Genomic DNA, 23,282 nt, shown 5'->3' with positions numbered 1-23,282 from the left:
TGCGGAGCAAAACTTCCCCCTGCGGAGCAAAAACCTTCTCTCCGCACCAATCTCGATCACACCCCTCACGCAACCTCCGCCGCCGCCCCACGTTGACCCGGCAACCTCCGACGCATTCTTTTTTCCGCGCCGGGGCTTTTTCGCATTTTCGGGATTCAAGCGGCGGAGGCGGTGATGAAGGCGGTTGTCTTTCATGGGGTTGGCGACATTCGGATCGAGGAGGTGCCCAATCCCACCCTTCAGGACACCACCGATGCGATTGTGCGCCTGACCGCCTCCGCCATTTGCGGGACGGACCTGCATTTCATTCGCGGCACGGTCAGCGGCATGAAGCCGGGCACTATTCTGGGCCACGAGGGCGTCGGGGTGGTCGAAGAGCTGGGTCCGAACGTGCGGAACCTTGAGGTGGGCGACCGGGTGGTCATCCCCTCCACCATCGCCTGCGGCGCGTGCTCCTATTGCCGCGCTGGCTACTTCGCCCAGTGCGACATAGCGAACCCCGAAGGCAAGCGGGCGGGCACGGCCTTTTTCGGCGGCCCGGAATCAACAGGCAGCTATCCCGGCCTACAAGCGGAGAAGGCGCGCATTCCCTTCGCCCACACCGGGCTGGTGAAGCTGCCGGATGACATTACGGACGATCAGGCCATCCTGCTTTCCGACATCTTTCCCACCGGCTGGTTCGGGGCCAAGCTGGCGGAGATTTCCAAGGGCGACACGGTGGCCGTGTTCGGCTGCGGGCCGGTGGGCCAATTCGCCATCGCCAGCGCCAAGTTGATGGATGCGGGCCGCGTCTTCGCCATCGACTGTCATCAGGATCGCCTCGCCATGGCCCGCCGCCAGGGAGCGGAAGTCATCAACTACGAGCAGGAAAACCCGGTCGAGGTGCTTTTGGAGCTGACCAACGGCATTGGCGTTGATCGCGCCATCGATGCGGTAGGCGTTGATTCCTGCCGCGCCCATCACGGCCCGGCCGCGGAGCGGTCGCAGGAGCGCGCCGAGGAGTTCGACCGCGAACTGCGCGCCCTCGCGCCCCGCATCGCGCCGGCCAACGGCAACTGGATTCCGGGCGACGGCCCCAGCCAGGCGCTTGAATGGGCGGTCGAGGCGCTGGCCAAGGCGGGCACACTCTCCATCATCGGCGTCTACCCGCCCCAGGCGCGGGTGTTTCCCATCGGCGAGGCGATGAACAAGAACCTCGCCATCAACATGGGCAACTGCAACCACCGGCGCTACATCCCGCACCTTATCGAGCTGGTGCGCGGCAAGGCCATCGACCCCACCGCCATCCTTACCCACGCCGTGCCGCTGGAATCCGCCATCGACGCCTACAAGGCCTTCGATGCCCGCCGCACCGGCTGGATCAAGGTGGAGCTGCAACCGGGCACGTTGATCGCCTGAGGATACGCCCGGCAACCCTCCCTCGCCGCTTACGTTCCCTTCGCCATGGACCAGTTTGACCAGGTTATACTGTGGCTTGCCGTGGGCACCGAGGCGGCGGCCGCCCTTGTCATCGGCCTCGCAGCGGTGGAGGCCACCGGCTATGCTATCTATTCCTTTTTCCGCCACGTGCTGAAAATGCACCCCCTGTCGTCCGACGGCAGGGATCCGCGCGAGGTCATCCGGCTGAAATTCGGCCGCTGGCTCGCCCTGTCGCTGGAATTTGCCCTGGCAGCGGACATCCTGCGGACCACCGTTGCGCCCACCTGGAACGAGATCGGCCAGCTTGCCGCCATTATCATGCTGAGGACGGCGCTGAACTTCTTCCTGCAACGGGAAATCGAGCAGGCCGAGACCAAGGCCGCCGAGCGTCGGGCTGCCCGCGCGCCCGCTTCCGCCAATGGCGCCTAGCCTCCTGGTCGCAATCAAGTTCGGCGCCATGGTATTCACTGCCGGGGCCGTCGCCGCGGTGCTTCTCGCCGTGGTGCGCGCCCTGATCGCTGTCCTGCGCGGTCAGCCCGTGGACCGCAGCCGCATCATCCTGCTGCACGGCATGTTGGCCGGCCTCTCCCTGACCGTGGCCGCCACGCTGTTGCGCCTGCTCATCACGAGGGACTGGCAGGGCATCGGCATGACCGCCAGCATCCTTCTGCTGCGAACAATATTGAAGCAGGTTCTCAGGTGGGAGGAGCGCCAGCTGGAGCGGGGCGAGGCAAGCCCGCCCGCCCCGCCTCACGCCAAGGTTATTTCCCCCAGCGGTCCTCCGCCAGGCGGATGATGACGGACTGGCTGGCCGTTGCCATCAGCGTACCGTCCTCGGCGAACAGGTGCATGCGGCCGTGGGCGAAACCGCCGTGCACGCTGTGGATGCGGATGTCGCACAGCACCCATTCGGTCGGCACCACGCAGCGGAAGCGGATGGTGTTGTCGAGGCTGTTGGCCATCACGGCGCGGCCGATGGCATCGCCCACCGCCAGCGGCACGAAGTCCGCCGCCATCGCCAGCAGCGCCGAGTCGACCGGCTGGCCCTTGGCGGGGCGAATCCACAGCACCACGTTGCCGTCCTTGCTCACCTCGCCGGTCTGCCCCTTCACGATGGCATGGCGGCCTTTCACCACCCGCACGTCGAAGTAGCTGTAGAGGTCGCCGGGGTCGCGCTCCCAGATGTAGGCGAGCGGCTCGCAGTCCTCCGGCCTGGGCACATCCGGCACCTTCGCCCACTGGTGGGAGAGCGAGCTCGGCCGCGAGCCCAGCGCCGCGTTGACCGTGATGATCTCCTTGTCGCGCACGTGGCCCACCACCCGCGCCTGGCTGGTGTAGTGGCCGGAGACCGGCACGAGCACGTCCAGATCAACGATGGTGCCGGGGCGCGCATAATCGAGATACTGGGCGGTCGCCCAGATGGTCGGGCGGCCGGTGGTGCCTTCCAGCGCCCGGATGGACGCCGCGAGGCCCGCCCCGCCGTAGAGGAACTGCTGGCCCGGACGGCCGACGCACAGCGCCATTTCCACCGGCAGATACCAGCGGTGCGGGTTGTGAGTCGCCTTCAGGTCGAAAAACGGTGCTTCGCTCATGCTGACACAACGCTCCTTGCCATATTGCGCTGCAACATAACCGGTCGACTCGCCACAGGCAAACAGCCGCGCTGCGTCCATGGGTCCGGCCAAACGAAAACGGGCGGCCAGCTGGGAGCTGACCGCCCGTTCGTGTCCCAAGTTCGGCAGCCTCACCGTGATGGTCGGGGAGAGAGGATTCTGAACCTCCGGCCCCTGCGTCCCGAACACAGTGCTCTACCAGGCTGAGCTACTCCCCGTCAGGAGGCCGCCGCCTTGGGTGGCGCGTCTATAGCGCCAATCCGCGAGGCGATGCAAGAACAATAAGCTGAACTGTAATGCCTCAACCGCTAAATTTTTTCCGGCTGCCGGCGAGGAGGGGAAAGCAAGCCCCCTCCCCAGCCACGTCTATGCTTATCCGCGCTGGCGCACCGTGGCCTTCACGGTCACCGCGCCCTTTGCGGGCACCTTGACGAGCCAGCGGGCGGTGTCCGCATCCAGCCGCTCGTGCTTCTGGCTTTCCTCGGTGACTTCCCATTCGCCGCCGAGGCCGCTCTGGCGCAGATCGACCGTGACGGCCTGATCCTTCGCGTTCTTCACCTCATAGGCCATGGCCCATTCCACATGGCGCGGCCCCTCGCCCCGGTTGAGCACCTGCTGGCTGAGCACCGTGGGCTTCACCGTCACGTCGAAGGCCTTGCCCATGGTGAGATCCGCCTCGCCGCCCTCGGGCGTGTGCGGGATGCCCGCCTCGCCGAGGAACTGGCTGTTGCCCGCCTTGTCCTGCCCGTAGAAGCGCACCGTGCCCATCGGCAGCGGCTTGCCAAGGCCATTGCCCTTGGTGTTGTCGAACGCCACCCGCACTTCCACGTTCTGCGGCTGCTCGAAGCTCTGCGGTCCCCACAGCTCAAAGCGATAGCTGCGCTGCGCCTTCACGGCGGCGGAGGAGACCAGGCTTACCTGCTTGGTCTGCCCGCGCAGCAGGGTCACCGGCTGCGGCAGGGTGTAGAGGTGGTAATCGCCAACGCTTTCCTGCGCTGGTTCGAACTCTGCCCTGGACATGGCATCGGCCGCCTTGGCCATGGCCATCGGCCGCGCATAGCGGCGCTCCACATTCACGTCGCCCGCCATCAGCTGCACGCGGGCATCGCGGAAGTCGACGGTGGTGCCGTTCTCCAGCGTCGCCCAGCCTTGCAGGGAGAGCACGCCCCGCGCTTCGTCGTAGGTGCCCACGTAATCCGCCCGCCAGCCGAGGCCGTTGGCGAGGTAAGAGAGACCCACCGGCTTTGCGCCCCCCGCCCGGCTGTTGACCTTGAGCGTCAGGGTCGGCTCGGCCGCCAGCCCTTCCGGCACGCTGTTATAGGCGATGCGCGTAAAGGTGCCGTCTGGCCGCACGGTCTCGATCTGGCCGTGGTTGCGGATCACCAGCCCGTCGTTGACGGCCAGCACCTCAACCGGCTCGCGCGTCTCCGCGCCGGTTGCCGGGTTTACCCGCACCAGCGTTACGGTCTTGCCCACGAACCGTTCGGCAAGCTCGTTCGGCGTCAGGGTCTCGGGCAGGAAGCTGGCCTCCAGCACGCTCACGCCATCGGCGCGGATCGCCACCGTCTCGGGCCGCATCTCGGCGGGCAGGCCGGTCAGCGTCACCGTGCCGGCGCCCTGCGGCAGATCGACGGTGCGAGTCTCCCGCACCATGCCGAACCCGCCGTTGTAGATGGTCAGCCCAGCCCCATCTGCCGCAAGCGCAGGCGCACCCAGGCCAGCCAACGCAACCATCGATGCCGCCGCATGCAGAACCCTTTTCATGAGCACTCCTCTTTAAACACCCCAGCACCCTGGCCGCCCCCAAATGAACCGCCAGTGAACTGAAATTATTATATTTGTTTATCAGCCCCGTCACGCCATCCTGAGCCGGGCCTCAGCTTGTCGGAACGTTCGAGGCAATCTCACGCTGCGTCATGGCCCGCGCCTGGGCAAAGGCCCGCGCCACATCCATGTGGCCATGGCCGCTCACAGCGTCCACCCCAGGCGCGTCCTTGTCCTGCGCGCTGTCGAGCAGGATGCGGGCGGCCTGCTGGGCGTCCAGCCGGGGGAAGGCATCCAGCAGCAGGGCGACGGCCCCGGCGGCATAGGCGGTGGCGAACGACGTGCCCGAGCCCTTGCTGCAGTGCTTGCGGCTGCAATTAATGCTGACCTTGTGCCCCGGCGCGGCGATGTACCGGTTCATCGCCTGCCCGGCGCGGTTGGAATAGATGGCCAGCTCGCCTTCTCGCGTGGCCGCCCCAACCACCAGGATCGCATCCCTCAGGTCCGGCTCCTCCGCATAGCGGGCGGGCCAGGTGGGCTCGGCCGTGCCCCGGTTGCCGGCGGCGATTACCAGCACCGCCCCGGTTTGCGCGGCGCGGCGGAACGCGGGCTTTAGAGACGGCAAGGGCTCCAGCCCGGCCAGCGATAGGATGATGACCCGCGCGCCCTGATCGAGCGCGTAATCGATGCCCCGCGCCACGTCCGGCCCGCTGAGCTTGCATTCGCCGTGCCAGCAGGGCTGGTCCAGGTCGGCGCGTACCGAAAGCACCGTCACGCCGGGGGCGACGCCCACGAGCCCGGCCCCGTCCTGCGCCGCGGCCAGCATCGCCGCGATGTTGGCGCCATGGCGGCGCGCCTCCCCGTCCTGACGATGAGTGAACAGGTCGATCGAGCGGGGCGAGACGACGCGTTTCACGTCCGGCGTTGCGGCGTCCACGCCGGTATCGACGATGGCGACCTGAACGCCCCGGCCGCTCGCGCCTGCTGCATAGGCGGTATCCGCCTTGATGGCCGCGATACCCCAGTTGCGCCGCAGCTCCGCCCGGTGGCTGGAATCCAACCGGCCGGTGACGACGATGACCGCATCCTCCCCCGGCGGCAGGCTGGCCGTTTGCGCCGGAGCATCCGCCGCGCGTGCTCTGGCGGCAGAGAGGGCAAGGAGGAGGACGAGAAAAGGAACGACAAGCTGGCGTACGCAAAGACGCGGCCGGAACATTGGCCACGCCGCGCACCCATGAACGCCGGAGCGCAGGGGCACGGTAAAAATCCTGTCACTGTGGCCGCCGCCCGCGCCTGTGGCGCCCGAAAAAAAGCCGGGATGCCCGCGAGGCCGACGACGCGATCGTTGGGGGGCAGACTGCGCGGCCCGTGAGGCCGGCCGGCGGAGTGCTACGTTGCCGCAGCGCGAACCTCAAGGATAACAAGGCGAAACGCGGCCATTTGCGCGCATTCGTCGCAAGGTCCGTCCGGCTCCGGCGGGCCCTTATCGGCTGCCGAACTTCAGGACCTGGGCGGTTGCGGGGCGATGGGCCATGGCGTCATCGATCGCCTTGGCCAGCTGTTCCTGGCGGAACGGCTTGTGCAGCCGGGGAACCCCAGGGGCCTCGTTCGGCTGCAGTTCCGCATAGCCGGTGGCGATCATAACCAAGGTGCCCGGCCAGTTCTTCTGCACCTCGGTCAGCAGTTCGGTGCCCTTTGTCTCCGGCATCAGATAGTCGGTGATGACAAGGTCGACCGCGTTCCGCTCCAAGATGCCCAGCGCCTCCTTGGCCGATGTGGCTTCCAGCACCTGGTGCCCCAGATCCTGCAACAGCGCCGCCGTATAGGCGAGCACCAGGTTGTCATCATCCACGGCAAGAACGGTCAGCGCGCGCCCGCCACGGGGAACCTGCCCGGCCGCGCTGGCGTCTTCAGGATCGGCGCTGGTCTCAACCTTGGCAACCGGCAGCCACAGCTCGGCCGTGGTGCCCTCGCCCTTGCGGCTCTTCAGCACCAGACGCCCGCCGCACTGTTCGGCAAGACCGTGCACCATGGGCAGGCCAAGCCCCGTGCCCTTGCCGATGCCCTTGGTGGTGAAGAACGGCTCGATCGCCTGCGCCAGCGTCTGCTCGTCCATGCCCTCGCCTTCGTCGGCAACGGCAAGGCAGACAAACCGTCCGTCCTGGCTTTCACCGCCGTCTGCGGGCAGCTGCCCTTCCCTGGCGCTAATGGTGATCCGGCCGCCCCCAGGCATGGCATCACGGGCATTGACCGCCAGGTTGAGCAAGGCCAGCTCCAGCTGCATGGGGTCGGTCAACACCCGCGCCAGCATCAGCGGAAAGCGGGCCTCGACCGTTATATTGCTGCCCAGCGTGCGTTGCAGCAGGTCCGCCATGCCATGCACCAGCGCGGAGAGATCGACCGCTTCCAGCTTCAGCTCCTGCCGGCGGGCAAAGGCGAGCATCCGCTGCGTCAGCGTGGCGCCCCGCTCGGCGGCCATGATCGCATTGTCGATAAAGCGCAGCACATCGGAATCCGCGGGCAGGCGCTTGCGGGCCAGATCCAGGCTGCCGAGGATGGCGGCGAGCAGATTGTTGAAGTCGTGGGCAACGCCGCCGGTCAGCTTGCCGATGGCCTCCATCTTCTGCGCCTGGAAGAAGGCCTCGCGCGCCTTCTCCAGCGCCTTCTGGGCTTCCCGGCGCTCGGTGACGTCCCGCGTGATTTTGGCAAAGCCCACCAGTTCGCCGTTATCATCGCGAATGGCGTCGATGATGACATGCGCCCAGAACCGGGTGCCGTCCTTGCGGACGCGCCAGCCCTCCCTCTCGAACCGTCCCTCGCGCGCCGCCGTCGCCAGGCCATGGGCCGGCAGGCCGGCCGCGCGATCTTCCTCGGTGTAGAAGCGGGAGAAATGCTGGCCGATGATCTCGTCCGGCGCATACCCCTTGATACGCTCGGCCCCCGAGTTCCAGTTGGTCACATACCCGTCCCTGTCGAGCATGTAGATGGCATAGTCGGTGACGCCCTGCACCAGCAGGCGGAAGCGTTCCTCGCTCTGGCGCAGCGCCTCCTGGGTTTGCTTATGCTCGCTCAGGTCGCGGGTGATCTTGGCGTAGCCGAGCAGCTTGCCGGACGTGTTGCGGATCGGATCGACGATAACATGCGCCCAGAACCGGGTGCCATCCTTGCGGACACGCCAGCCCTCCGCCTCGAACCGTCCTTTCTTGTCCGCCATCCACAGCGCCCGTTCCGGCAGACCGGTGGCGCGATCCTCTTCCGTATAGAAGCGGGAGAAGTGCTGGCCGATGATGTCCTCGGCCGTGTACCCCTTGAAGCGTTCGGCACCGGGGTTCCAGCTGACCACCACGCCGTTGGTGTCCAGCATGTAGATAGCGTAGTCTGTCACCGCGTTGATGAGGAGACGAAACCGTTCCTCCTCCGTGGCTTCTTCCAAGCGCTCCACGCCGGCCATGCGCCCAGTCACCTCGAACTCGATTTTACATACACCGTAAGGAACTTTAACCGCCAGCCTGGCAATTGGTTCCCCGCCGTCGCCTTTTCTTGCGGCCGGCTGTGTCGCGCAGACCATTGGCTTTCGGGTTACTGCACGGGTTTGTTTGACTTATCGGGATCATACGAGGCCAAGTGGAGCGCCGAGACGATCCAGAAGAGGCCACCAGCCTGGAGAACACTTCCGTCGCAGACGCGGTATTCCGCCTGTTGTTCGTCTGGAGAAGCGGTTGCTGTCCATTTCCTGCCCGTCTGGTGCAGTTCAACGGTGTATTCGCCAAGCGCTGCTCGCGCACCATCCTGAAGCGGCATGACGTGCCGTTCCTCGAAGCCCCCACCCCGGAATTTGGCCTTGCCGGGCTCCGTCGAGACTTGAGTGCGCCACCGGAGCGTAATCTCGGCCTTGTCCATCTTTATGATATCGAGGCGTGACTGCAGCCGCGGCTCGAACCCCATCATGGGTGTTTTCGGCATGGACGTTGGCACAAGTGCGAAAGGCGCCTGCAATGGCTGATCTTGCTGCACAATGCCGCTCGGGCTGCCACGCTCCCCTGTCCTGAGATTGTAGGACACAAGTTCGCCATGGCGGCGGAACGCCTCAAACTGGCCGTCGCCATCCGCATCCACAAGACATTTCAGCAGGTAATTGCCAGCGGCCGGAGGCGGGCCAAAAATGTCATCCCGCTGCGTCATCGTGCAGAAGCGCTTTGCCCCGGCTATGCGGTAGGGCCGAAACAGGATTGGAGATGTTGTACCGCTTGCGGTGGCGAGCGCCGTGTCGGCCACCGTCATCCACTCGCTAAGGAAGAGGCGCTCCTGCCGGGCCAGTATGGCTCCTCTGCGTACGGCCACCGGCATTTCGACGCGCTCGGCCGAATTGGCTGCCAGGTCGGAGAAGATGCGCGGTTCGCCCCTGTCGAGCTCAGCGCATGGAAAGGGCACGCCCTGCGCCATCGCCGGTGCAATCGAAGATGCGGCAAGCACCGTGCAAAGCCAAAGGCCACGTAAAGTCATATTCCCCCGGAAGTCCGCTGCCCACGACAAGGGGAATGCTTATCAGCTTGATGTCAAGCCTGGCCGGCGCCGCTTGGAGGCCCTCGGCCTGCCTGACAACCCCCGCCAAACGAAAAGAGGCACCGCCTGGGTGCCTCCTTCCGCAAACTCTCTCGCGTCCGCTCCTTAGAACGGAATATCGTCGTCCAGGTCGTCGCTCTGGGCCGGCCGCCCGCCGCCAAAGCCGCCGCGGCTGCCGCCGCCTGACGAGCCGCCCCGGCTGCCGCCGCCAAAGCCGCCATTGTCGTCACCGTAGTCGCCACCGCCATAGCCGCCGCCCGACGAACCGCCGAAGCCGCCACCACCGCCTTCGCCACCCCGGCTGTCGAGAATGGTCAGCTCGCCGCGATAGCGCTGCAGCACGATTTCGGTCGTATAGCGCTCCTGGCCCTGCTGGTCGGTCCACTTGCGGGTCTGCAGCTGGCCCTCGACGTAGATCTTCGAGCCCTTGCGGAGGTAGCTCTCGGCCACTTTCGCCAGGTTTTCGTTGAAGATCACCACGCTATGCCATTCGGTGCGTTCCTTGCGCTCGCCGGTCGCGCGGTCGCGCCACGTCTCGGAGGTGGCGATCCGCAGGTTGACCACCTTGTTGCCGTCGTTGAGCGAGCGCACTTCCGGGTCGCGCCCCAGATTGCCGATCAGAATTACCTTATTGACGCTTCCCGCCATGCTGCTTCCGTTTCCGTTCCTGTCTTAAATCTTGGGCGCGGAGCATAGCAGCCCTGCCACCAATTACCACAGCGTCGATAGCGAAACCGCGCCGAGGGGTGCCCTTGGCGCGGTTCCTGAGGCCGGTTCCAAAAGGCTTCCCGCCTATGCGCCAAGCAGCGCGCGGGAGATCCAGTAGGTGAGCCCCGAGGCCACGTAGGCCAGGGCGAAAAGATAGCCGAACATGAACAGCGTCCACTTCCAGCCGTTGGTCTCGCGCCGCACCACGGCGAGCGTCGAGAGGCACTGGGGCGCGAACACGTACCAGGCGAGGAAGGCCAGCGCCGTCGGCAGCGGCCAGGCCGAGCGCAGCGTCTCCACCAGCGACAGGGTCATCGCGTCCTCGCTGCCCTGCAACGCATAGACGGTGCCCAGCGCGCTCACCGCCACCTCGCGCGCGGCCATGCCCGGCAGCAGCGCCAGCGCGATCTCGCGGTTGAAGCCGATGGGCGCGAAGATGACCTCCAGCCCCTGGCTGATGTAGCCGATGATGGAGTAGTCGATGGCCGGGTCCGTCGCCCCCGCCGGCGGGGCCGGGAAGGTGGCGAGGAACCACAGCACGACGGTCGAGATCAGAATGATGGTGCCGGCCCGCTTGAGGAACGCCACCGCCCGCTGCCACAGGCCGATGGCCATGTCGCGCAGCGCCGGCAGCTGATATTTGGGCATCTCGATGAGGAAGGTCTGCGATGCGCCCCGCACCACCGAGCTGCGAAGCACCCAGGCGACGCCCAGCGCGCTCAGCGCGCCGACCACATAGAGGATGAACAGCACCAGACCCTGCAGGCCGATGCCGCCCCACACCGCCCGGTCCGGAATGAAGGCGGCGATGATGATGGTGTAGACCGGCAGGCGGGCCGAGCAGGTCATCAGCGGCGCGATGAGGATGGTGGTCAGCCGGTCGCGCGGGTTGTCGATGCTGCGGGTCGCCATGATGCCCGGCACCGCGCAGGCGAAGGACGACAGCAGCGGAATGAACGCCCGGCCGTTCAGCCCCACCCGCGCCATCACCCGGTCCATCAGGAAGGCGGCGCGCGTCATGTAGCCGGACTGCTCCAGCACCAGGATGAAGGCGAAGAGAATAAGGATCTGCGGCAGGAACACGACGACGCTGCCCACGCCGGCGATCACGCCATCGTTGATGAGCGAGCGCAGCCACCCCTCCGGCAGCAGGTTCGCCACGCTGGTGCTCAGCATGGCGAAGACGCCCTCGATCCACGACATCGGCGCCTCGGCCCAGGCGAACACCGCCTGGAACATGAGGAACAGGATGGCGGCGAGAATCAGCGGCCCGGCCACCGGATGCAGCACCACCCGGTCGATGGAGCGGGTGATCCTGCGCCCCTGCCCCTCGGAGACCACCGCCTGCCCGGAGATGGTCCGCGCCTCGCTCTGGAGCGCGCGCACGTCCGCCGGCGGCAGGGCCGTCGCGGTTGCCGCCGCGGTGTCGATCAGCCCCGGCAGCTGAGCCAGCAGCGCATCAAGCCCGCGCCGCCGCACGGCGACGGTCGTCACCACCGGCAGGCCGAGCAACTCCTGCAGCCGCGCCACGTCGATCTTAATGCCGTCGCGCTCGGCCAGGTCGATCATGTTGAGCGCCACCACCATGGGCAGGCCCAGCCGCTTCAACTCCAGCACGAAGCGCAGGTGATTCCGCAGGTTGGTCGCATCCACCACGCACACCAGGGCCGAGGGCTTGCCCTCGCCCTCCTGCGTGCCGAGGAGCACCCGGCGCGTCACCTCTTCATCGGGGCTGCGCGGGTTGAGGCTGTAGGCCCCCGGCAGATCCACCATTTCCACGTGGCGGCCATCCGCCAGCGTGAGGCGGGCGGCCTTACGCTCCACGGTCACGCCCGGATAGTTGCCCACCTTCTGGCGCGCGCCGGTCAGCGCATTGAACAGGGAGGTCTTGCCGGCATTGGGGTTGCCGACAACCGCAACAGTTGCCGTCGTCATTCGGCGGCCTCGCGCAGCAGGGCCGCGCCCGATGCCACCCGCACCAGACCGGCCTCGGCCCGGCGCATGGCCACGATCATGCCGCCCACCTGCACGGCGATCGGATCGCCGCCAATGGGCCCCCTATGCAGCACTTCCACCTCAACGCCTTCGTCGAAGCCCATTTCATAGAGGCGCAGATGCAGACCCTGGCGATCGGCCTCGGCATCGATGGAGACGATGCGGGCGCGCGTGCCTGGCGGCAATGAGCCAAGTGTTACCTGCTCGGACATGACGTTGGTTTCCCGGCCGAAATACGCATTTGAGAAGCACTATCAGATTGAGAAGGAAGCGTCGAGTCCCGCTACGTATCCTGCGCGGGCAAGTTGCCGCACTCCCTGCCCATCCCGGCCAAAGCGGCCAGGGCGACAGCGAACCGGCAGCTCTCGTTCAGGTGGCCGGGTAGCGCAGGCGGCCGAGGAAGCGGGTGAGACTCCGGGCGGTTGGCGGCGAGCGACATTACCCGCGCCTTGGTTTTCTCGAACCGCATCACGCCATCGATGCGCCGGTCGAGGAAGCTCCAGGTATCCGCAAGGCCATCGCTCTGGTCGTCCAGCCAGACCAGCAGCGTCGAGGAGTAGACCCCGCCCAGCGTGATCCTCTTGGTATAGTAGTTGTAATCCGTCGCCGTATCGCCGGCCGCGCGCCACATGGTATCGGCCGTCCGCCACAAAATCCTGGCCGAGCACGCGGCATTCTGCGGCATCGCCAGCACGGCGACGGCCCGGCGCACCGCCTCGCGGTGAGGCGCGGCCTGCTCCAGCCGCACGCGCACCGCCGTGCGGATGCGCTCGCGAATCTTCATCGCACCGAGGTTCAAGGTGTCGAGCTGCGCCGCCAGCCGCGCGTCGGCCCAGGCGGCATAGGCATCCACCATATCGATGACGCCGCCCGGAAACGCCAGCCGGGCCCGGCTGGCCGGAATGCCGAGATCAGCGGCCGCATGGGCAAGCGCCGCCTCCGTCCAGCCATCAAAGGGAACATGATTGAGCAGGGCTTCCACCAGAACGGGGCGGAGTTCCTCAAGCGTCAGTTCGTCGATGGATTCGATCATGGCGGCAGTATATCCCGCAACTCAAACGCGACGGAAAGCATTATTGTGTGGATTCCGCTCTTCACAGCGCGGGCGGCTTCTGTTAGGGAGGCCCCTCGCGCCGCAGACGGGTGTCTTCGGTGAACAGGATCGGATTGGAGAGAGACGGCCCTCTATGCAGATTATCGTTCGCGACAACAACGTCGATCAGGCCCTGCGCGCTCTGAAGAAGAAGCTCCAGCGTGAAGGCGTCTATCGGGAAATGAAGCTTCGGCGCCACTACGAGAAGCCCTCGGAGAAGCGCGCCCGCGAACGTGCTGCCGCTGTCCGCCGCGCCCGCAAGCTGGAGCGCAAGCGCCAGGAGCGCGACGGGGCTTCCCGGTAAGCCGCGTTCGCAGAACGGCTGAGCCGCCCTTCGGGGCGGCTTTCGTTTTCCTGCCGCTTTTGTTTTTCAGGGAGTTAGGATCATGGCGCGTTTGGCCATTGTTCTGGGTGTGTTGGTCATCGGCGCCGTGGCGGTGTCGCAGGTCGGTTTGCCGCAGAGCCTGAAGAGCCAGGCAGCCAGCCGCGAGTTTCTGGAGCAGAACGCCAAGAAGGAAGGCGTCACGACCCTGCCCTCTGGCCTGCAGATTGAAACCCTGCGGGAAGGCAACGGCCCCAAGCCGAGCGCGGGCGATGTGGTTATCGTCCACTATCGCGGCACGCTGCAGGATGGCACCGTGTTCGACTCGAGCTACGACCGCAACCAGCCCGCCATGTTCCGCATCGGCGATCTGATTCCCGGCTGGAACGAAGGCCTGCAGCAGATGCAGCAGGGCGGCAAGTACCGACTCGTCGTTCCCTCTGATCTCGCCTACGGCCCCGAAGGCGCTGGCGGCGGCATCATCCCGCCCGACGCCGTGCTGGTGTTCGAGGTCGAGCTGCTGGCGTTCCAGAGCATGCCCGAAGGCGCCCAATTCCCGCCGGCCGGCCCGGAGCAGGGCGCGCCGCAGCAGTAAGCGGCAGGGCAAGCAGCCCAAGACAGTTCAAGGGAGCGGAAGGCCTGGCTTTCCGCTCCTTTTCCTTTTGGAACGAGTCTTTCCCCTCTACCGCCGCCCTGCGAACAGCGCAGGCGTCAGCAAGGCCAGCCAGCCAAGAATGGTGAGCGTGCCCCCGACAGGCGCAACGCCGCCGAGCGCATCCGGGGCCGCCAGCACCCGCACCGCGACCGCCGCGCCGAACAGGCCCGCGCCCAGCGCGATCACCGCCGCCGGCAGCCGCAGCATCCACGCCCGCCGCCCGATGTGGCCGGCCAGCAGCGCCAGCGCCACCACCACGCCTGCATGGACCATCAGCAGGGTGGCGGCATTGCCCAGCGCTTCGGAGGGCACCGCATGGGCCGCAACCGCCGCCAGCGCCACGCCCGCCGCGCCTTCCACTGCTCCCACCGCCACCAGCAGGCGGGAGCCCACGGTCAGGCCCACCGCGCCGTCGCCAAAGTCGCGCGTCTGCCGTTCGTCCCCTTCCCCGGCCATCCCTTGTTCCCTTTCCCGAGCCGTTACGTCATCCACCCACCATAGGGGCCGCCGGCATCCCTGGCTTCCCCCTGCGGCATTGCTGCACGCCAGGCAGAAAAAGCGCACGCCTAAGCGGCGCTATGACTGGAAATCGAATGTCCGGCCTTTTAAGGTGCGCCCTTTCTGGCCGCACGGAAGGAAAGGATGGAGCATGAAAGGACGCGGTGCTTGCCAACCAAGCCATGCTCCCAAGCTCGCTCTCAGGGGCTCCTTTTCATCCGCGCCGCGTTCTTGAGTCAGTGAGCAGAGTTCCGACGATGTTCAAGCGTCTGGTCGCCCGCCTGGCGGGACTTCCCCGCCTCCCTCGCTACCTTCTGGTCGGCCATGTTGGCTTCCAGATCGACGCTCTCGTCACGCTGCTGCTGACCCAGCAGGGCGGCGTTGATGCCCGCCTTTCCCGCATCCCGGCCTTCTTGATCGCCAGCATCGCCACCTATGCGCTGAACCGGTACTGGACCTTTGGCGTCGCCCGCGCGGAGGGCAAGTTCTTCCGTGGCTGGGCGGCCTATCTGGTTGCCACCGCCGTCGGCGCGCTGTGCAACTACCTGGCCTATGCGGCGGTCGTCACCTACCACGGCGACAGCTTCTGGAACCAGCTCGCCGCCCTTGTCGCCGGCTCCTTCGCCGGCCTCGCCGTCAGCTACTTCGCCAACAGCCGCTTCGTCTTCGCCTCGGCCAAGAGCTGAGCTTTTTCGGGGTATTCTGAGAAGACAGCAAGACGATGAAAGGGGGCCTATACTCCCCCCTTTCGATCCCCTTCGTTTCAGGAGGCGCACCCGGTCAATCCAGCAGGCGCAAGGGACGACCAGGGAATCGGCTCGAGAACGACCGGGAGTGCGGAGGGTTTAAACCCTCCGCAAGCGCCGTCAGAACGCCTCGTCCAGCCGGTTTTGCAGACCCCGCGCGCCGCCACCCGCAGGCGCATCTCCGCCGTTGCCGAACACGCTGGCTTCGATATGCGCCACCCGGTCATAGAGCGTCTGGCTGCGGCGGATGAGGGAAAGCGCCTGGGCCGGCAGCAGCGTCAGGCGCGGCTCGCGCGTCTCGTCGGAGGCTTCCGCGAAGCCCAGCCGGCGATCCGGCGCGGCGGCTTCCTCTGGTGTCATTTCACCGGCAGCCACGGCCTTGCTCACCATGGCCCAGGAGATCACATGCATCAGGCGGGTCGTCACCTTCAGGGACTCGCAGCTGAACAGCACGCGCTCCATGGGGTCGAGCGTCAGCCGCTCCTCCTGCCCGGCGGCGGAGAAGTAGGTTCGCGCCTCATCGGCCATGGCGATGGCCTCGGCATACAGCGGGTCGATAAGCGCCGGCGTCAGCACGGCATCGGGGGGAGTCGCAGTCATCGGGGCACTAAAGCATTTTCGGGCCGCCGGTCACAAGGCGCAGGTGCAGAAAATGCGTTGGCGCGGTTTATACGACCTGAGGGCTGTTCCACTTTTATAGCCTATGGGGCTATATTCCTCGAACCGGATTGAGAGCCCGGAGCAGCTTTCGAGCAGGGCGCATGCCCTGCGATTAAGAAAGTGCGACCACAAAAGGCTCCCTCTCACCTCCTTTCGAGAAAAAAGTCGGCGGGCCCAACCCCGCCGACTTCTCGTTTTATACGTCCTCTATCTTGCACACCCAAGCCAAAGCCGGTCGTCATTAGACCATAATCCCTTGTATTAGTTCATATTTTCTGAATGCCCGCCACGCTGGCGGCTGCGTCATCCTGCCGCCAACGGAAACGCAACAAGCCCCTCTTGAAACCCCGTTTGCGAATACCCAAGTTGAGTTTCGCAGGACGCTGAAAGTTTCGGGTCCTGATGATGAAGATGTCCGGCCCTTGTGGCGGACAAAAACCGACCAATTGCTCAAGAAGGAGGATAGGTCATGCGTGCGATTGATTTCTCGCCCCTGCTGCGTTCATCCATTGGTTTCGAGAATTTGAACCGTCTTGTGGACTTTGCTTCGCGGCTGGACAATTCGGATATTTCCTACCCGCCGTATAATATCGAAAAGCTGAGCGAAGACGGCTACCGCGTTTCTTTGGCCGTCGCCGGTTTCAGCGCTGATGAGCTGGACATTATGGTCCATGAGAACACGCTGATCGTCAGCGGCAAGGCCCGCGACGACCAGGCCGAGCGGGAGCGCAGCTTCCTGCACCGCGGCATTGCCAAGCGCGCCTTCGAGCGCCGCTTCCAGCTGGCCGATACGGTGAAGGTGACCGGCGCTTCCTATGCGGACGGCCTTCTGAACATTGATCTCGTGCGCGAGGTGCCGGAGCACAAGCGGCCCCGCAAGATCGAGATTGCAACCGGCCCGCAGGCGGATGTCCTCCCGCCGACGGTCGAGGGTCAGCGGCTCGCCGCCGAGTAAGCGGCGCAGCCAAATCTCCTCTCCCCCATGACCCTGCCCCTCGGGCCCGGCCTCGTGCCGGGCCCGAGCTGTATCCGGCCACCGGCCGGTGCGGCCCACAAAGAGTCACGCCCGGCCTCGCGCCGGGCCCGAGCCGTTGTCACACCTCGCCATAAAGGATCGGGCCATAAAGGATCGGGGCCATAAAGGATCAGGCCCGGCAAAATTCCGGGCCTGACCACCATTCTGGCTGCTGCAAGGGGTCTATGCGTCAGGACGGAAAACTCAAGACAGCTTCCGTTCTGACGAGATAACGCGGAACCGCTGCAGTTGCGCCCTCGGCTCGTCCCATGTGGGAGCCAGTTCGGCGGCCTTCTGATAGTCAAAATAGGCCGACCGCACGTCCCCCAGCAGTTCGTTGACGATGGCGCGGGTGTAATAGCCCACGTGCGCCTTGGCCGGATTGAGCGCCAGCCCCTGCGACAGGGCTTGCAGCGCTTCCCGGTCCTTTTTCTGGAACATGTAGGCAATGCCCAGGTTTACATAGGCCTCGCCCATGCGCTTCTGGGCGCCAAGAGCCGTCTCGTAATCGGCAACCGCGCCGTCCACGTCCTTCAGGCCCATCTTCACGATGCCGCGGTTGACCAGCGTTGCCGCCCGGTCGCGCTGCGACAGCGTCTCCTCGGACAATGCCTCGGAGCACAGGGTAAGCGTCTCTCTGGTATAATCGCGGCCCTCCGCCGCTTCGTAGCAGGCCCGGGCCTTGCCCGTGCCCAGAACCGTTACGCCGGCCACGGCCGAACCCGCAGCCAATACGCCAAACGCCACCGTCACAGTCAGGAGCGAAAATCTCCTCATGGCGGCCTCCTCACAAGGCCGGATGGCCCCGACTGCTCATCAGTCCGGCCCTTCCGGCACGAGGCGCTCAGCTTAACATAAACAAAGCCGGGCCGCACGTGGGCACCGCAACGGTTCGCCCACGCAACGGCCCGGCTCGCCCCTCCCCTCCTTGGGGCCCGTTAAGCCGGTTCTTCGATCTTGATGACCCCGCGCCGGATCTGATCGAGTTCAATGGATTCGAACAGGGCGCGGAAGTTGCCCTCCCCGAAGCCCTCGTTGCCCTTGCGCTGGATGATCTCGAAGAAGATCGGCCCAATCACGGTCTTGGTGAAGATTTGCAGCAGCAGCCCCTGCCCCTGCGTCGGCGCGCCGTCGATGAGGATGCGGCGCTTGCGGAGTTCCTCCAGCGGCTCGCCGTGGCCGGGCACGCGGGCGTCCACCCCTTCGTAATAGGTGTCCGGCGGATCCTGGAACGGAACGTCCCTGGCCGAGAGCGTATCGACCGTGCGGTAGACGTCCGCCGAGCCGAGCGCGATATGCTGGATGCCCTCGCCCTTGTAATCGTTGATGAACTCCTCGATCTGGCTCTTGTCGTCCTGGCTTTCGTTGATCGGAATGCGGATCTTGCCGCACGGGCTGGTCATGGCGCGGCTGACAAGGCCCGTCACTTTGCCCTCGATGTCGAAGTAGCGGATCTCGCGGAAGTTGAAGAGCTTCTCGTAGAAGCCCGCCCAGGTGTTCATGTTGCCGCGGCGAACATTGTGGGTCAGGTGATCGATGTAGGTGAGGCTGGCATCCTGAGCCTTCATCTTCTCCTGCCAGCCGTCCTCGAACACGAAGTCCACGTCATAGATGGACTTCTCGCCGTAGCGGTCCACCAGATAGATGCGGCTGCCGCCGATGCCCTCGATGGCCGGAATGTACAGCTCCATCGGGCCCACATCGCTCGGGCAGGGCTTCGCACCCAGGAACACGGCGCGCTCGAACGCCCTGCGCGCATCCTTCACGCGGAAGGCCATGGCGCAGGCACTGGGTCCGTGCTCGCGGGCGAACTTCTGGGCGAAGCTGTCCGGCTCCGCGTTGACGATGAAGTGAATGTCCCCCTGCTTGTGCAGCGTCACGTCCTTGGCGCGGTGGCGCGCCACAATGGGAAAGCCCATGCGCTCGAACAGCTCGCGCAGCATCTGCGGCTCCGGCGCGGCATATTCCACGAACTCGAAGCCGTCCGTACCCATGGGGTTCTCAATTCCGAGGGGTTGCGTCTGATTTTGTGCGGTCCCGGTCATGGTCATGCCTCCTCCGCCCGGTTAATGTGGTTTTGTCGATTATATAGTTACATTTGAAACCAATGCCAAGCCACCCTTCCGCCACACCCGCCCAGCTGTTGATTCTGGAGGCGTTTTTGCCCTTCCGGCTTTCGGTGCTCTCCAACCGGATCAGCAGCGCCGTCGCCCGACTCTACGAGGATCGATTCGACCTGAAGCTGCCCGAGTGGCGGATCATGGCCATCCTGGGGCGTAACCCGAACCTCACCGCCTCGCAGATCGTCGACATCTCCCGCATGGACAAGGTGGCCATCAGCCGGGCGGTGAAGCGCCTTGTGGAGATGGGCCGCCTCACCGTCACCAGCGATCCGGACGACGCCCGCCGCCAGCGCCTCAACCTCACCGACACCGGCTGGGAGATCTACGACCAGATCGTGCCGCTGGCTCTCGGCGTCGAGGAGCAGCTGCTGGCGGACATGACCGCCGAAGAGCGCGCCATGCTCGATCAGGCCGTCACCCGCCTCACCCAGGCCGCCGCCAAGCTGGACTGAGGGAACCCGCGCCCTTAAGAGGGGCCTTCCCTTTTTCCGCGAGGACGTGATGAGTACCGACAACGAAGAGTATGTGTACGACGAGGCCACCGGCGAGTGGGTCAGCGCCGGCGCGCTTGCGGCCCGTCAGGCGGCCGCCTCCAGCGTCGAGGTGCGCGACTCCGTCGGCAATCTGCTGGCGGACGGCGATTCCGTCACCCTCGTCAAAGACCTCAAGGTCAAGGGCGCAGGCACCACCCTGAAGCGCGGCACGGTCATCAAGTCCATCCGCCTCACCGGCGACGAGCAGGAAATCGACTGCAAGTACGAAGGCATCAAAGGCCTCGTCCTGCGCGCCGAGTTCGTGAAGAAGAACTGAGGTTCGGTTTCTTTAGAGGGATTTTGCGGGGGTCCCGTGCGCGGAGGCGCACAATCAATCAAGGTCCCCCCCCCGCGCCCCCATTCGTTTTTCGGGCCGCGCCTCTGTTTCCTGCTGCGCCGCTGGAATTTGAAACCCAGGGCCGTGCCCCTGTTTTCCGCTGCACCCTCTCCGTCATTCTTATTTCGTTGAATGATTTTAAGGTGCAGGTGCGCTGCATGGTCAGGCCCGCCAGCAAGACCGGGTGTGCCCGCTTCACTCCTTCATAAACTGCGCCGTACCCTCGTCTGGGGCACCTTGTTTTTTCTGAATGATTTTAAGGAGCGCGTGCTCCACCCCTTCCAGCCCCGCGCGATGGCACAACCGGGCGCGACCCTAAAACGAACGGGGTGCAGGGGACCGAGTCCCCTGCAAGAATCTTCCAGCCCAACAAGACCCTTACAGCCCTCCGCTGCCGACCTTCGCCAGCACTTCGCCGGGAATGGCGTAGCTGCGGATCACCAGCTCGTGGTTGCGAAGGCCCAGCGCCTCGCGCTGGATGAAGTAGCGCCACACGGCCTCGGCCGCCTGCGCCACCAGCCGAGCGCGGGTCTCCTCGTCGGGATCGGCGGCGCTCCGCAGCGCGTCCAGCGCCCGTTCCACCTCGCGGCCGTGGCGGCCGAGGGAGGAGGCCTGTTCGCCCTTCAGCTCGCGCTCGATGCCGCTGAGGGCCGAGTTCTGCGCCGAGGTTGGGTTCTTCGCCATGTCACAAGTCCCTGGCCCTTACGAGCCGCCCGCGCCTTCCAGCCCCCCGGTTTCCTCCAGCTCGCCGGAGCGCCTGCGCCGCTGGTTGAGGAGGCTCAGCAGCGCCGGCAGCATCACGAAGGTCGTGGCGATGGCGAAGACGAAGATCAAGGCCACCATCAGGCCCAGCTTGGCGATGATCTCGAAGTCGCTGAAGGCGAGCAGGAGGAAGCCCACCACCAGCACCGCCGAGGCGATCCACAGTTCCATGCCGACGCCGCGGAAGGTTCGCAGCACGGCGAGGCTGGCGTTGCCCCCCGTCTCTCGCCGTTCTCGGGCGAAGTTCATCATGAAGTGGGTGACCGAGTCCACCGTCAGGCCCAGCGCGCAGGAGGTGACGAACGCGGCATAGAGGCCGTAGTCGCCCTCGATGAGAAACCACGCGCCGAACGCCATGATGACCGGGATGATGCTGGGGATAAGGGCGACGAACCCCAGCAGCGGCGAGCGCAGCGCGATGGCCGTCACCAGGCCGATAAGCAGGAACGAGGAGATGGTGCCCGTCACCATCGACCGGCTGTTCTCCTGCGTGAGGTAGGCGAACATCAGCGAGGTGCCCACGCCCTCGGCCTGCATCACCGGCGGCACGTGCTGCTTCAGCCAGGCGTCCGCCCGCTCCTTGAGGGAGACCATCTGCTCGGAGGTGATGTTGTTCATCGCCACCACCACCCGGCTGGCGCGCTTGTCCGGCGTCAGTTGGTTGGAGAGGTCCTGCCCCTGCGCCAGGTTCATCTCGTAGAGCAGCAAGTATTGCGCCGCCATGTCGCGGGTTTCGGGCAGGCGCTCGTAGGCCGGGTCGTCGCCGTGCAGGTTGCGGTTGAGACGGCGCATCACATCGACGATGGAGGCCACGTCCGACACCTCCGGCTGGGCTTCCAGCCAGCGCACGAAGCGCTCCAGGTCGCGCAGGTATTCCGGCTCGGAAATGCCGCCGTCCTCGCCGGATTCGATGCCGTAGTTGAGGGTGTAGATGCCGGGCAGGTGCTGGTTGATGAACTCGGCGTCCTGCCGGAACGGATGGCGGGGCGACAGCCATTCGATGAAATTGTCCCGCGCTTCCAGCTGCGGGGCGAGCGCGCCCAGCACCAGGGCGAGCGCGGAAAAGCCGCCCAGCACCAGGGCCCGGTGCCGGGTGGACCAGCCCGCCAGCTTCTCGACGCTGTGCTCCCGCTCCAGAATGTCGGTCTTCACGCCCATCGACACCACGCCGATCAGCGCGGGCAGGAAGAAGATGGAATAGAGGTAGGCGATGATTGCGCCATAAGCCGCCATGTTGCCGAGGTCGCGGAAGGGCGGCGTTTCGGAGAAGTTGAAGCAGAGGAAGCCGAGCACGTCGGTAAAGCTGGTCAGCGCGATGGGCGCGTGGTTGAGCCGCACCGATTTCAGCGCCGCCTCCTTCATGGAGAGGCCCGCCCGCTGGTAGCTGTGGGCCTTGCCGATGAGGTGCACCGCCTCGGCCGTGGCGATGGTGAGGATGATGACCGGCACCTGTCCCGTGGCGGGCGAGAGGGTGAAGCCGAACCACCCGGCCAGCCCCATGGTGGTAAGGACGGAGAGGCCCAGCACCACCACCGCCGCCAGCGCCGCCCGCCAGCTCTTGAAGAAGAACCAGATGGCGGCGAACAGGAACGCCACCATCACCGGCACGAGGCGGGCAAGGTCGCTGCGGGTGACGTCATAGAAGCTGTGGGAGAGCAGCACCACGCCCGTGGCTGCCACGCGCAGGTCCGGGTTGGCCCTGGCCGTCGCCGCCTTCAGCTGCTGCGCCGCCTCGGATATCCGGGTGAGCGCGGCGGTGTTGCCCGCCTCCAGCTGCACGGTAACGATCACCTGCGCGGTCTTGCCGTCGCCGGAGAGGAAGCGCCCCACCACGGCCGGCTCGCTCATGGCGTTGCGGCGGATGCGGGCGATGTCCTCGGGGGTCGCGGCGGCAGCGTTGCTCACCAGCGGCTCGACGATCAGGTCGTCGTTCTGTCCGTAGCTGTACTGGTAGTTGGTCAGCGAGTCGACGCGGGTCGCCCCCGGCAGCCGCCAGGCCGCCTCGGTCAGGTTTTCCACCGCCGCCAGCCGCTCGGGCGTCAGCATGTCGCCGTCCTTGGCGTAAAGGACGAAGTTCACCGTGTCCGACTGGGTGAACTCCGCCTCCAGATGCTCGTTGGCCACCCGTTGCGGGTCGTCCGGCTGGAAGAACACGCGGTAGTCATTGGTGAACTGGATCCGCATGAGGCCCAGCCCCGCCACCACCGCAAGCAGCACGCCGATCAATAGGGTCCATGCCGCCCGATTAACGGCAAGCTGTTCCAACCGCTGCGCGATCCGGTCAAGTGCCGCGAACACCCGTTCCAACATGCTCAATCGCCTCATGCCTTGCTGGAGGATTAACAGCGGGAAGCGCCCCAGGCTCCCCGGCGCGCGAACACATCCTCCGCGCCACGCCCGGTGCCGGGCCGGCACTACCAAGCGTATCTAACGCACGGAAACGAAAAGTCCCGCTCCCCCGGCGGTCAATCGTTCG

Annotated in this window: 24 protein-coding genes and 1 tRNA gene; 9 read left to right on the top strand and 16 right to left on the bottom strand. The window is 65.8% G+C overall.

Annotated features, from left to right (window positions below; translation table 11 throughout):
* Nucleotides 1-174 precede the first annotated feature (174 nt).
* From L0C21_RS05675 to L0C21_RS05665, 3 genes are read left to right on the top strand one after another with little or no spacing between them, the layout of a single operon-like run.
* On the top strand, nucleotides 175-1,398 hold the full coding sequence (locus tag L0C21_RS05675; RefSeq protein ID WP_259277432.1) for a zinc-dependent alcohol dehydrogenase: 1,224 nt from the start codon (nucleotides 175-177) through the stop codon (nucleotides 1,396-1,398).
* Between the two features lie 45 nt (nucleotides 1,399-1,443).
* Nucleotides 1,444-1,848 carry a DUF1622 domain-containing protein gene (locus L0C21_RS05670; RefSeq protein ID WP_259277431.1) on the top strand — a complete coding sequence of 135 codons (405 nt, stop codon included), beginning with the start codon at nucleotides 1,444-1,446 and terminating at the stop codon, nucleotides 1,846-1,848.
* A 28-nt stretch (nucleotides 1,849-1,876) separates the two neighbouring features.
* Nucleotides 1,877-2,215 (top strand): DUF1622 domain-containing protein, encoded by a 339-nt coding sequence (locus L0C21_RS05665; protein ID WP_259277430.1) that lies wholly within the window; start codon nucleotides 1,877-1,879, stop codon nucleotides 2,213-2,215.
* Here the strand turns inward: L0C21_RS05665 and L0C21_RS05660 are convergent.
* From L0C21_RS05660 to L0C21_RS05615, 10 genes are all read right to left on the bottom strand, one after another.
* Complete coding sequence (locus L0C21_RS05660; protein ID WP_259277429.1) at nucleotides 2,181-3,011, bottom strand: acyl-CoA thioesterase; 831 nt, start codon at nucleotides 3,009-3,011, stop codon at nucleotides 2,181-2,183. The two genes, L0C21_RS05665 and L0C21_RS05660, sit on opposite strands and share 35 nt — an antisense overlap.
* A gap of 161 nt (nucleotides 3,012-3,172) precedes the next feature.
* Nucleotides 3,173-3,250, bottom strand: a tRNA-Pro gene (locus L0C21_RS05655).
* A gap of 154 nt (nucleotides 3,251-3,404) precedes the next feature.
* On the bottom strand, nucleotides 3,405-4,796 hold the full coding sequence (locus L0C21_RS05650; protein WP_259277428.1) for a DUF4139 domain-containing protein: 1,392 nt from the start codon (nucleotides 4,794-4,796) through the stop codon (nucleotides 3,405-3,407).
* A gap of 112 nt (nucleotides 4,797-4,908) precedes the next feature.
* Entirely contained in the window at nucleotides 4,909-6,012 is a 1,104-nt protein-coding gene (locus L0C21_RS05645) for a S8 family serine peptidase (protein ID WP_259277427.1), read from the bottom strand.
* Between the two features lie 267 nt (nucleotides 6,013-6,279).
* The gene (locus L0C21_RS05640) at nucleotides 6,280-8,247 is read right to left on the bottom strand and encodes a hybrid sensor histidine kinase/response regulator (RefSeq protein WP_259277426.1); all 1,968 of its coding nucleotides are present in this window, start codon (nucleotides 8,245-8,247) and stop codon (nucleotides 6,280-6,282) included.
* Nucleotides 8,248-8,375: 128 nt separating this feature from the next.
* Entirely contained in the window at nucleotides 8,376-9,269 is an 894-nt protein-coding gene (locus tag L0C21_RS05635) for a hypothetical protein (protein WP_259277425.1), read from the bottom strand.
* 195 nt (nucleotides 9,270-9,464) lie between these two features.
* Nucleotides 9,465-10,007: a single-stranded DNA-binding protein gene (gene ssb / locus L0C21_RS05630; protein ID WP_259277424.1), complete on the bottom strand. Its 543-nt coding sequence runs from the start codon at nucleotides 10,005-10,007 to the stop codon at nucleotides 9,465-9,467.
* Between the two features lie 144 nt (nucleotides 10,008-10,151).
* Nucleotides 10,152-12,002: a ferrous iron transporter B gene (gene feoB / locus L0C21_RS05625; RefSeq protein WP_259277423.1), complete on the bottom strand. Its 1,851-nt coding sequence runs from the start codon at nucleotides 12,000-12,002 to the stop codon at nucleotides 10,152-10,154.
* Nucleotides 11,999-12,274: a FeoA family protein gene (locus tag L0C21_RS05620; RefSeq protein WP_259277422.1), complete on the bottom strand. Its 276-nt coding sequence runs from the start codon at nucleotides 12,272-12,274 to the stop codon at nucleotides 11,999-12,001. Before L0C21_RS05620 ends, feoB begins: the two co-directional genes overlap by 4 nt.
* Nucleotides 12,275-12,345: 71 nt before the next feature.
* The gene (locus L0C21_RS05615) at nucleotides 12,346-13,095 is read right to left on the bottom strand and encodes a COQ9 family protein (RefSeq protein ID WP_310593355.1); all 750 of its coding nucleotides are present in this window, start codon (nucleotides 13,093-13,095) and stop codon (nucleotides 12,346-12,348) included.
* A gap of 154 nt (nucleotides 13,096-13,249) precedes the next feature.
* On the opposite strand from L0C21_RS05615, the gene rpsU reads away from it, so the two are divergent.
* On the top strand, nucleotides 13,250-13,459 hold the full coding sequence (rpsU, locus tag L0C21_RS05610) for a 30S ribosomal protein S21 (protein ID WP_259277421.1): 210 nt from the start codon (nucleotides 13,250-13,252) through the stop codon (nucleotides 13,457-13,459).
* Between the two features lie 82 nt (nucleotides 13,460-13,541).
* Entirely contained in the window at nucleotides 13,542-14,072 is a 531-nt protein-coding gene (locus L0C21_RS05605; protein WP_259277420.1) for an FKBP-type peptidyl-prolyl cis-trans isomerase, read from the top strand.
* Nucleotides 14,073-14,159: 87 nt separating this feature from the next.
* On the opposite strand, the gene L0C21_RS05600 is transcribed toward L0C21_RS05605, so the two are convergent.
* Nucleotides 14,160-14,588: a DUF423 domain-containing protein gene (locus L0C21_RS05600; RefSeq protein WP_259277419.1), complete on the bottom strand. Its 429-nt coding sequence runs from the start codon at nucleotides 14,586-14,588 to the stop codon at nucleotides 14,160-14,162.
* Between the two features lie 299 nt (nucleotides 14,589-14,887).
* Here L0C21_RS05600 and L0C21_RS05595 point away from each other — a divergent pair, with 299 nt between their 5' ends.
* Nucleotides 14,888-15,316 carry a GtrA family protein gene (locus L0C21_RS05595; protein ID WP_259277418.1) on the top strand — a complete coding sequence of 143 codons (429 nt, stop codon included), beginning with the start codon at nucleotides 14,888-14,890 and terminating at the stop codon, nucleotides 15,314-15,316.
* Between the two features lie 180 nt (nucleotides 15,317-15,496).
* On the opposite strand, the gene L0C21_RS05590 is transcribed toward L0C21_RS05595, so the two are convergent.
* A complete protein-coding gene (locus L0C21_RS05590) occupies nucleotides 15,497-15,976 on the bottom strand; it encodes a DUF1465 family protein (protein WP_259277417.1) in 480 nt (159 codons plus the stop codon).
* A gap of 529 nt (nucleotides 15,977-16,505) precedes the next feature.
* Here L0C21_RS05590 and L0C21_RS05585 point away from each other — a divergent pair.
* The gene (locus L0C21_RS05585; RefSeq protein ID WP_259277416.1) at nucleotides 16,506-16,991 is read left to right on the top strand and encodes an Hsp20 family protein; all 486 of its coding nucleotides are present in this window, start codon (nucleotides 16,506-16,508) and stop codon (nucleotides 16,989-16,991) included.
* A 264-nt stretch (nucleotides 16,992-17,255) separates the two neighbouring features.
* Here the strand turns inward: L0C21_RS05585 and L0C21_RS05580 are convergent, their stop codons facing one another.
* Complete coding sequence (locus L0C21_RS05580) at nucleotides 17,256-17,828, bottom strand: tetratricopeptide repeat protein (protein WP_259277415.1); 573 nt, start codon at nucleotides 17,826-17,828, stop codon at nucleotides 17,256-17,258.
* 161 nt (nucleotides 17,829-17,989) lie between these two features.
* Nucleotides 17,990-19,096 carry a 4-hydroxyphenylpyruvate dioxygenase gene (gene hppD / locus L0C21_RS05575; protein WP_259277414.1) on the bottom strand — a complete coding sequence of 369 codons (1,107 nt, stop codon included), beginning with the start codon at nucleotides 19,094-19,096 and terminating at the stop codon, nucleotides 17,990-17,992.
* Nucleotides 19,097-19,212: 116 nt separating this feature from the next.
* On the opposite strand from hppD, the gene L0C21_RS05570 reads away from it, so the two are divergent.
* On the top strand, nucleotides 19,213-19,626 hold the full coding sequence (locus L0C21_RS05570; RefSeq protein WP_259277413.1) for a MarR family winged helix-turn-helix transcriptional regulator: 414 nt from the start codon (nucleotides 19,213-19,215) through the stop codon (nucleotides 19,624-19,626).
* A 49-nt stretch (nucleotides 19,627-19,675) separates the two neighbouring features.
* Nucleotides 19,676-19,984, top strand: coding sequence for a zinc ribbon domain-containing protein YjdM (locus L0C21_RS05565; protein ID WP_259277412.1), 309 nt, complete (start codon nucleotides 19,676-19,678; stop codon nucleotides 19,982-19,984).
* Nucleotides 19,985-20,422: 438 nt separating this feature from the next.
* Here the strand turns inward: L0C21_RS05565 and L0C21_RS05560 are convergent, their stop codons facing one another.
* Together L0C21_RS05560 and L0C21_RS05555 are read right to left on the bottom strand one after the other, a co-directional pair.
* Complete coding sequence (locus tag L0C21_RS05560) at nucleotides 20,423-20,728, bottom strand: DUF6665 family protein (protein ID WP_259277411.1); 306 nt, start codon at nucleotides 20,726-20,728, stop codon at nucleotides 20,423-20,425.
* Between the two features lie 18 nt (nucleotides 20,729-20,746).
* Nucleotides 20,747-23,116 (bottom strand): efflux RND transporter permease subunit, encoded by a 2,370-nt coding sequence (locus tag L0C21_RS05555; protein ID WP_259278827.1) that lies wholly within the window; start codon nucleotides 23,114-23,116, stop codon nucleotides 20,747-20,749.
* Nucleotides 23,117-23,282 lie beyond the last annotated feature (166 nt).

This window comes from Pedomonas mirosovicensis (genome assembly GCF_022569295.1).
GTDB lineage: Bacteria > Pseudomonadota > Alphaproteobacteria > Sphingomonadales > Sphingomonadaceae > Pedomonas > Pedomonas mirosovicensis.
The sequence above is the reverse complement of the archived record's forward strand: the minus strand, read 5'-3'. Positions and strand labels throughout refer to the sequence as shown.

Bases quoted from the DNA above. Each gene is read 5' to 3' on its own strand.
- L0C21_RS05675 (WP_259277432.1), top strand. From the start codon at position 175: ATGAAGGCGGTTGTCTTTCATGGGGTTGGCGACATTCGGATCGAGGAG.
- L0C21_RS05670 (WP_259277431.1), top strand. From the start codon at position 1,444: ATGGACCAGTTTGACCAGGTTATACTGTGGCTTGCCGTGGGCACCGAG.
- L0C21_RS05665 (WP_259277430.1), top strand. From the start codon at position 1,877: ATGGTATTCACTGCCGGGGCCGTCGCCGCGGTGCTTCTCGCCGTGGTG.
- L0C21_RS05660 (WP_259277429.1), bottom strand. From the start codon at position 3,011: ATGAGCGAAGCACCGTTTTTCGACCTGAAGGCGACTCACAACCCGCAC.
- L0C21_RS05650 (WP_259277428.1), bottom strand. From the start codon at position 4,796: ATGAAAAGGGTTCTGCATGCGGCGGCATCGATGGTTGCGTTGGCTGGC.
- L0C21_RS05645 (WP_259277427.1), bottom strand. From the start codon at position 6,012: ATGTTCCGGCCGCGTCTTTGCGTACGCCAGCTTGTCGTTCCTTTTCTC.
- L0C21_RS05640 (WP_259277426.1), bottom strand. From the start codon at position 8,247: ATGGCCGGCGTGGAGCGCTTGGAAGAAGCCACGGAGGAGGAACGGTTT.
- ssb (WP_259277424.1), bottom strand. From the start codon at position 10,007: ATGGCGGGAAGCGTCAATAAGGTAATTCTGATCGGCAATCTGGGGCGC.
- feoB (WP_259277423.1), bottom strand. From the start codon at position 12,002: ATGACGACGGCAACTGTTGCGGTTGTCGGCAACCCCAATGCCGGCAAG.
- L0C21_RS05620 (WP_259277422.1), bottom strand. From the start codon at position 12,274: ATGTCCGAGCAGGTAACACTTGGCTCATTGCCGCCAGGCACGCGCGCC.
- L0C21_RS05615 (WP_310593355.1), bottom strand. From the start codon at position 13,095: ATGATCGAATCCATCGACGAACTGACGCTTGAGGAACTCCGCCCCGTT.
- rpsU (WP_259277421.1), top strand. From the start codon at position 13,250: ATGCAGATTATCGTTCGCGACAACAACGTCGATCAGGCCCTGCGCGCT.
- L0C21_RS05605 (WP_259277420.1), top strand. From the start codon at position 13,542: ATGGCGCGTTTGGCCATTGTTCTGGGTGTGTTGGTCATCGGCGCCGTG.
- L0C21_RS05600 (WP_259277419.1), bottom strand. From the start codon at position 14,588: ATGGCCGGGGAAGGGGACGAACGGCAGACGCGCGACTTTGGCGACGGC.
- L0C21_RS05595 (WP_259277418.1), top strand. From the start codon at position 14,888: ATGTTCAAGCGTCTGGTCGCCCGCCTGGCGGGACTTCCCCGCCTCCCT.
- L0C21_RS05590 (WP_259277417.1), bottom strand. From the start codon at position 15,976: ATGACTGCGACTCCCCCCGATGCCGTGCTGACGCCGGCGCTTATCGAC.
- L0C21_RS05585 (WP_259277416.1), top strand. From the start codon at position 16,506: ATGCGTGCGATTGATTTCTCGCCCCTGCTGCGTTCATCCATTGGTTTC.
- L0C21_RS05580 (WP_259277415.1), bottom strand. From the start codon at position 17,828: ATGAGGAGATTTTCGCTCCTGACTGTGACGGTGGCGTTTGGCGTATTG.
- hppD (WP_259277414.1), bottom strand. From the start codon at position 19,096: ATGACCGGGACCGCACAAAATCAGACGCAACCCCTCGGAATTGAGAAC.
- L0C21_RS05565 (WP_259277412.1), top strand. From the start codon at position 19,676: ATGAGTACCGACAACGAAGAGTATGTGTACGACGAGGCCACCGGCGAG.
- L0C21_RS05560 (WP_259277411.1), bottom strand. From the start codon at position 20,728: ATGGCGAAGAACCCAACCTCGGCGCAGAACTCGGCCCTCAGCGGCATC.
- L0C21_RS05555 (WP_259278827.1), bottom strand. From the start codon at position 23,116: ATGTTGGAACGGGTGTTCGCGGCACTTGACCGGATCGCGCAGCGGTTG.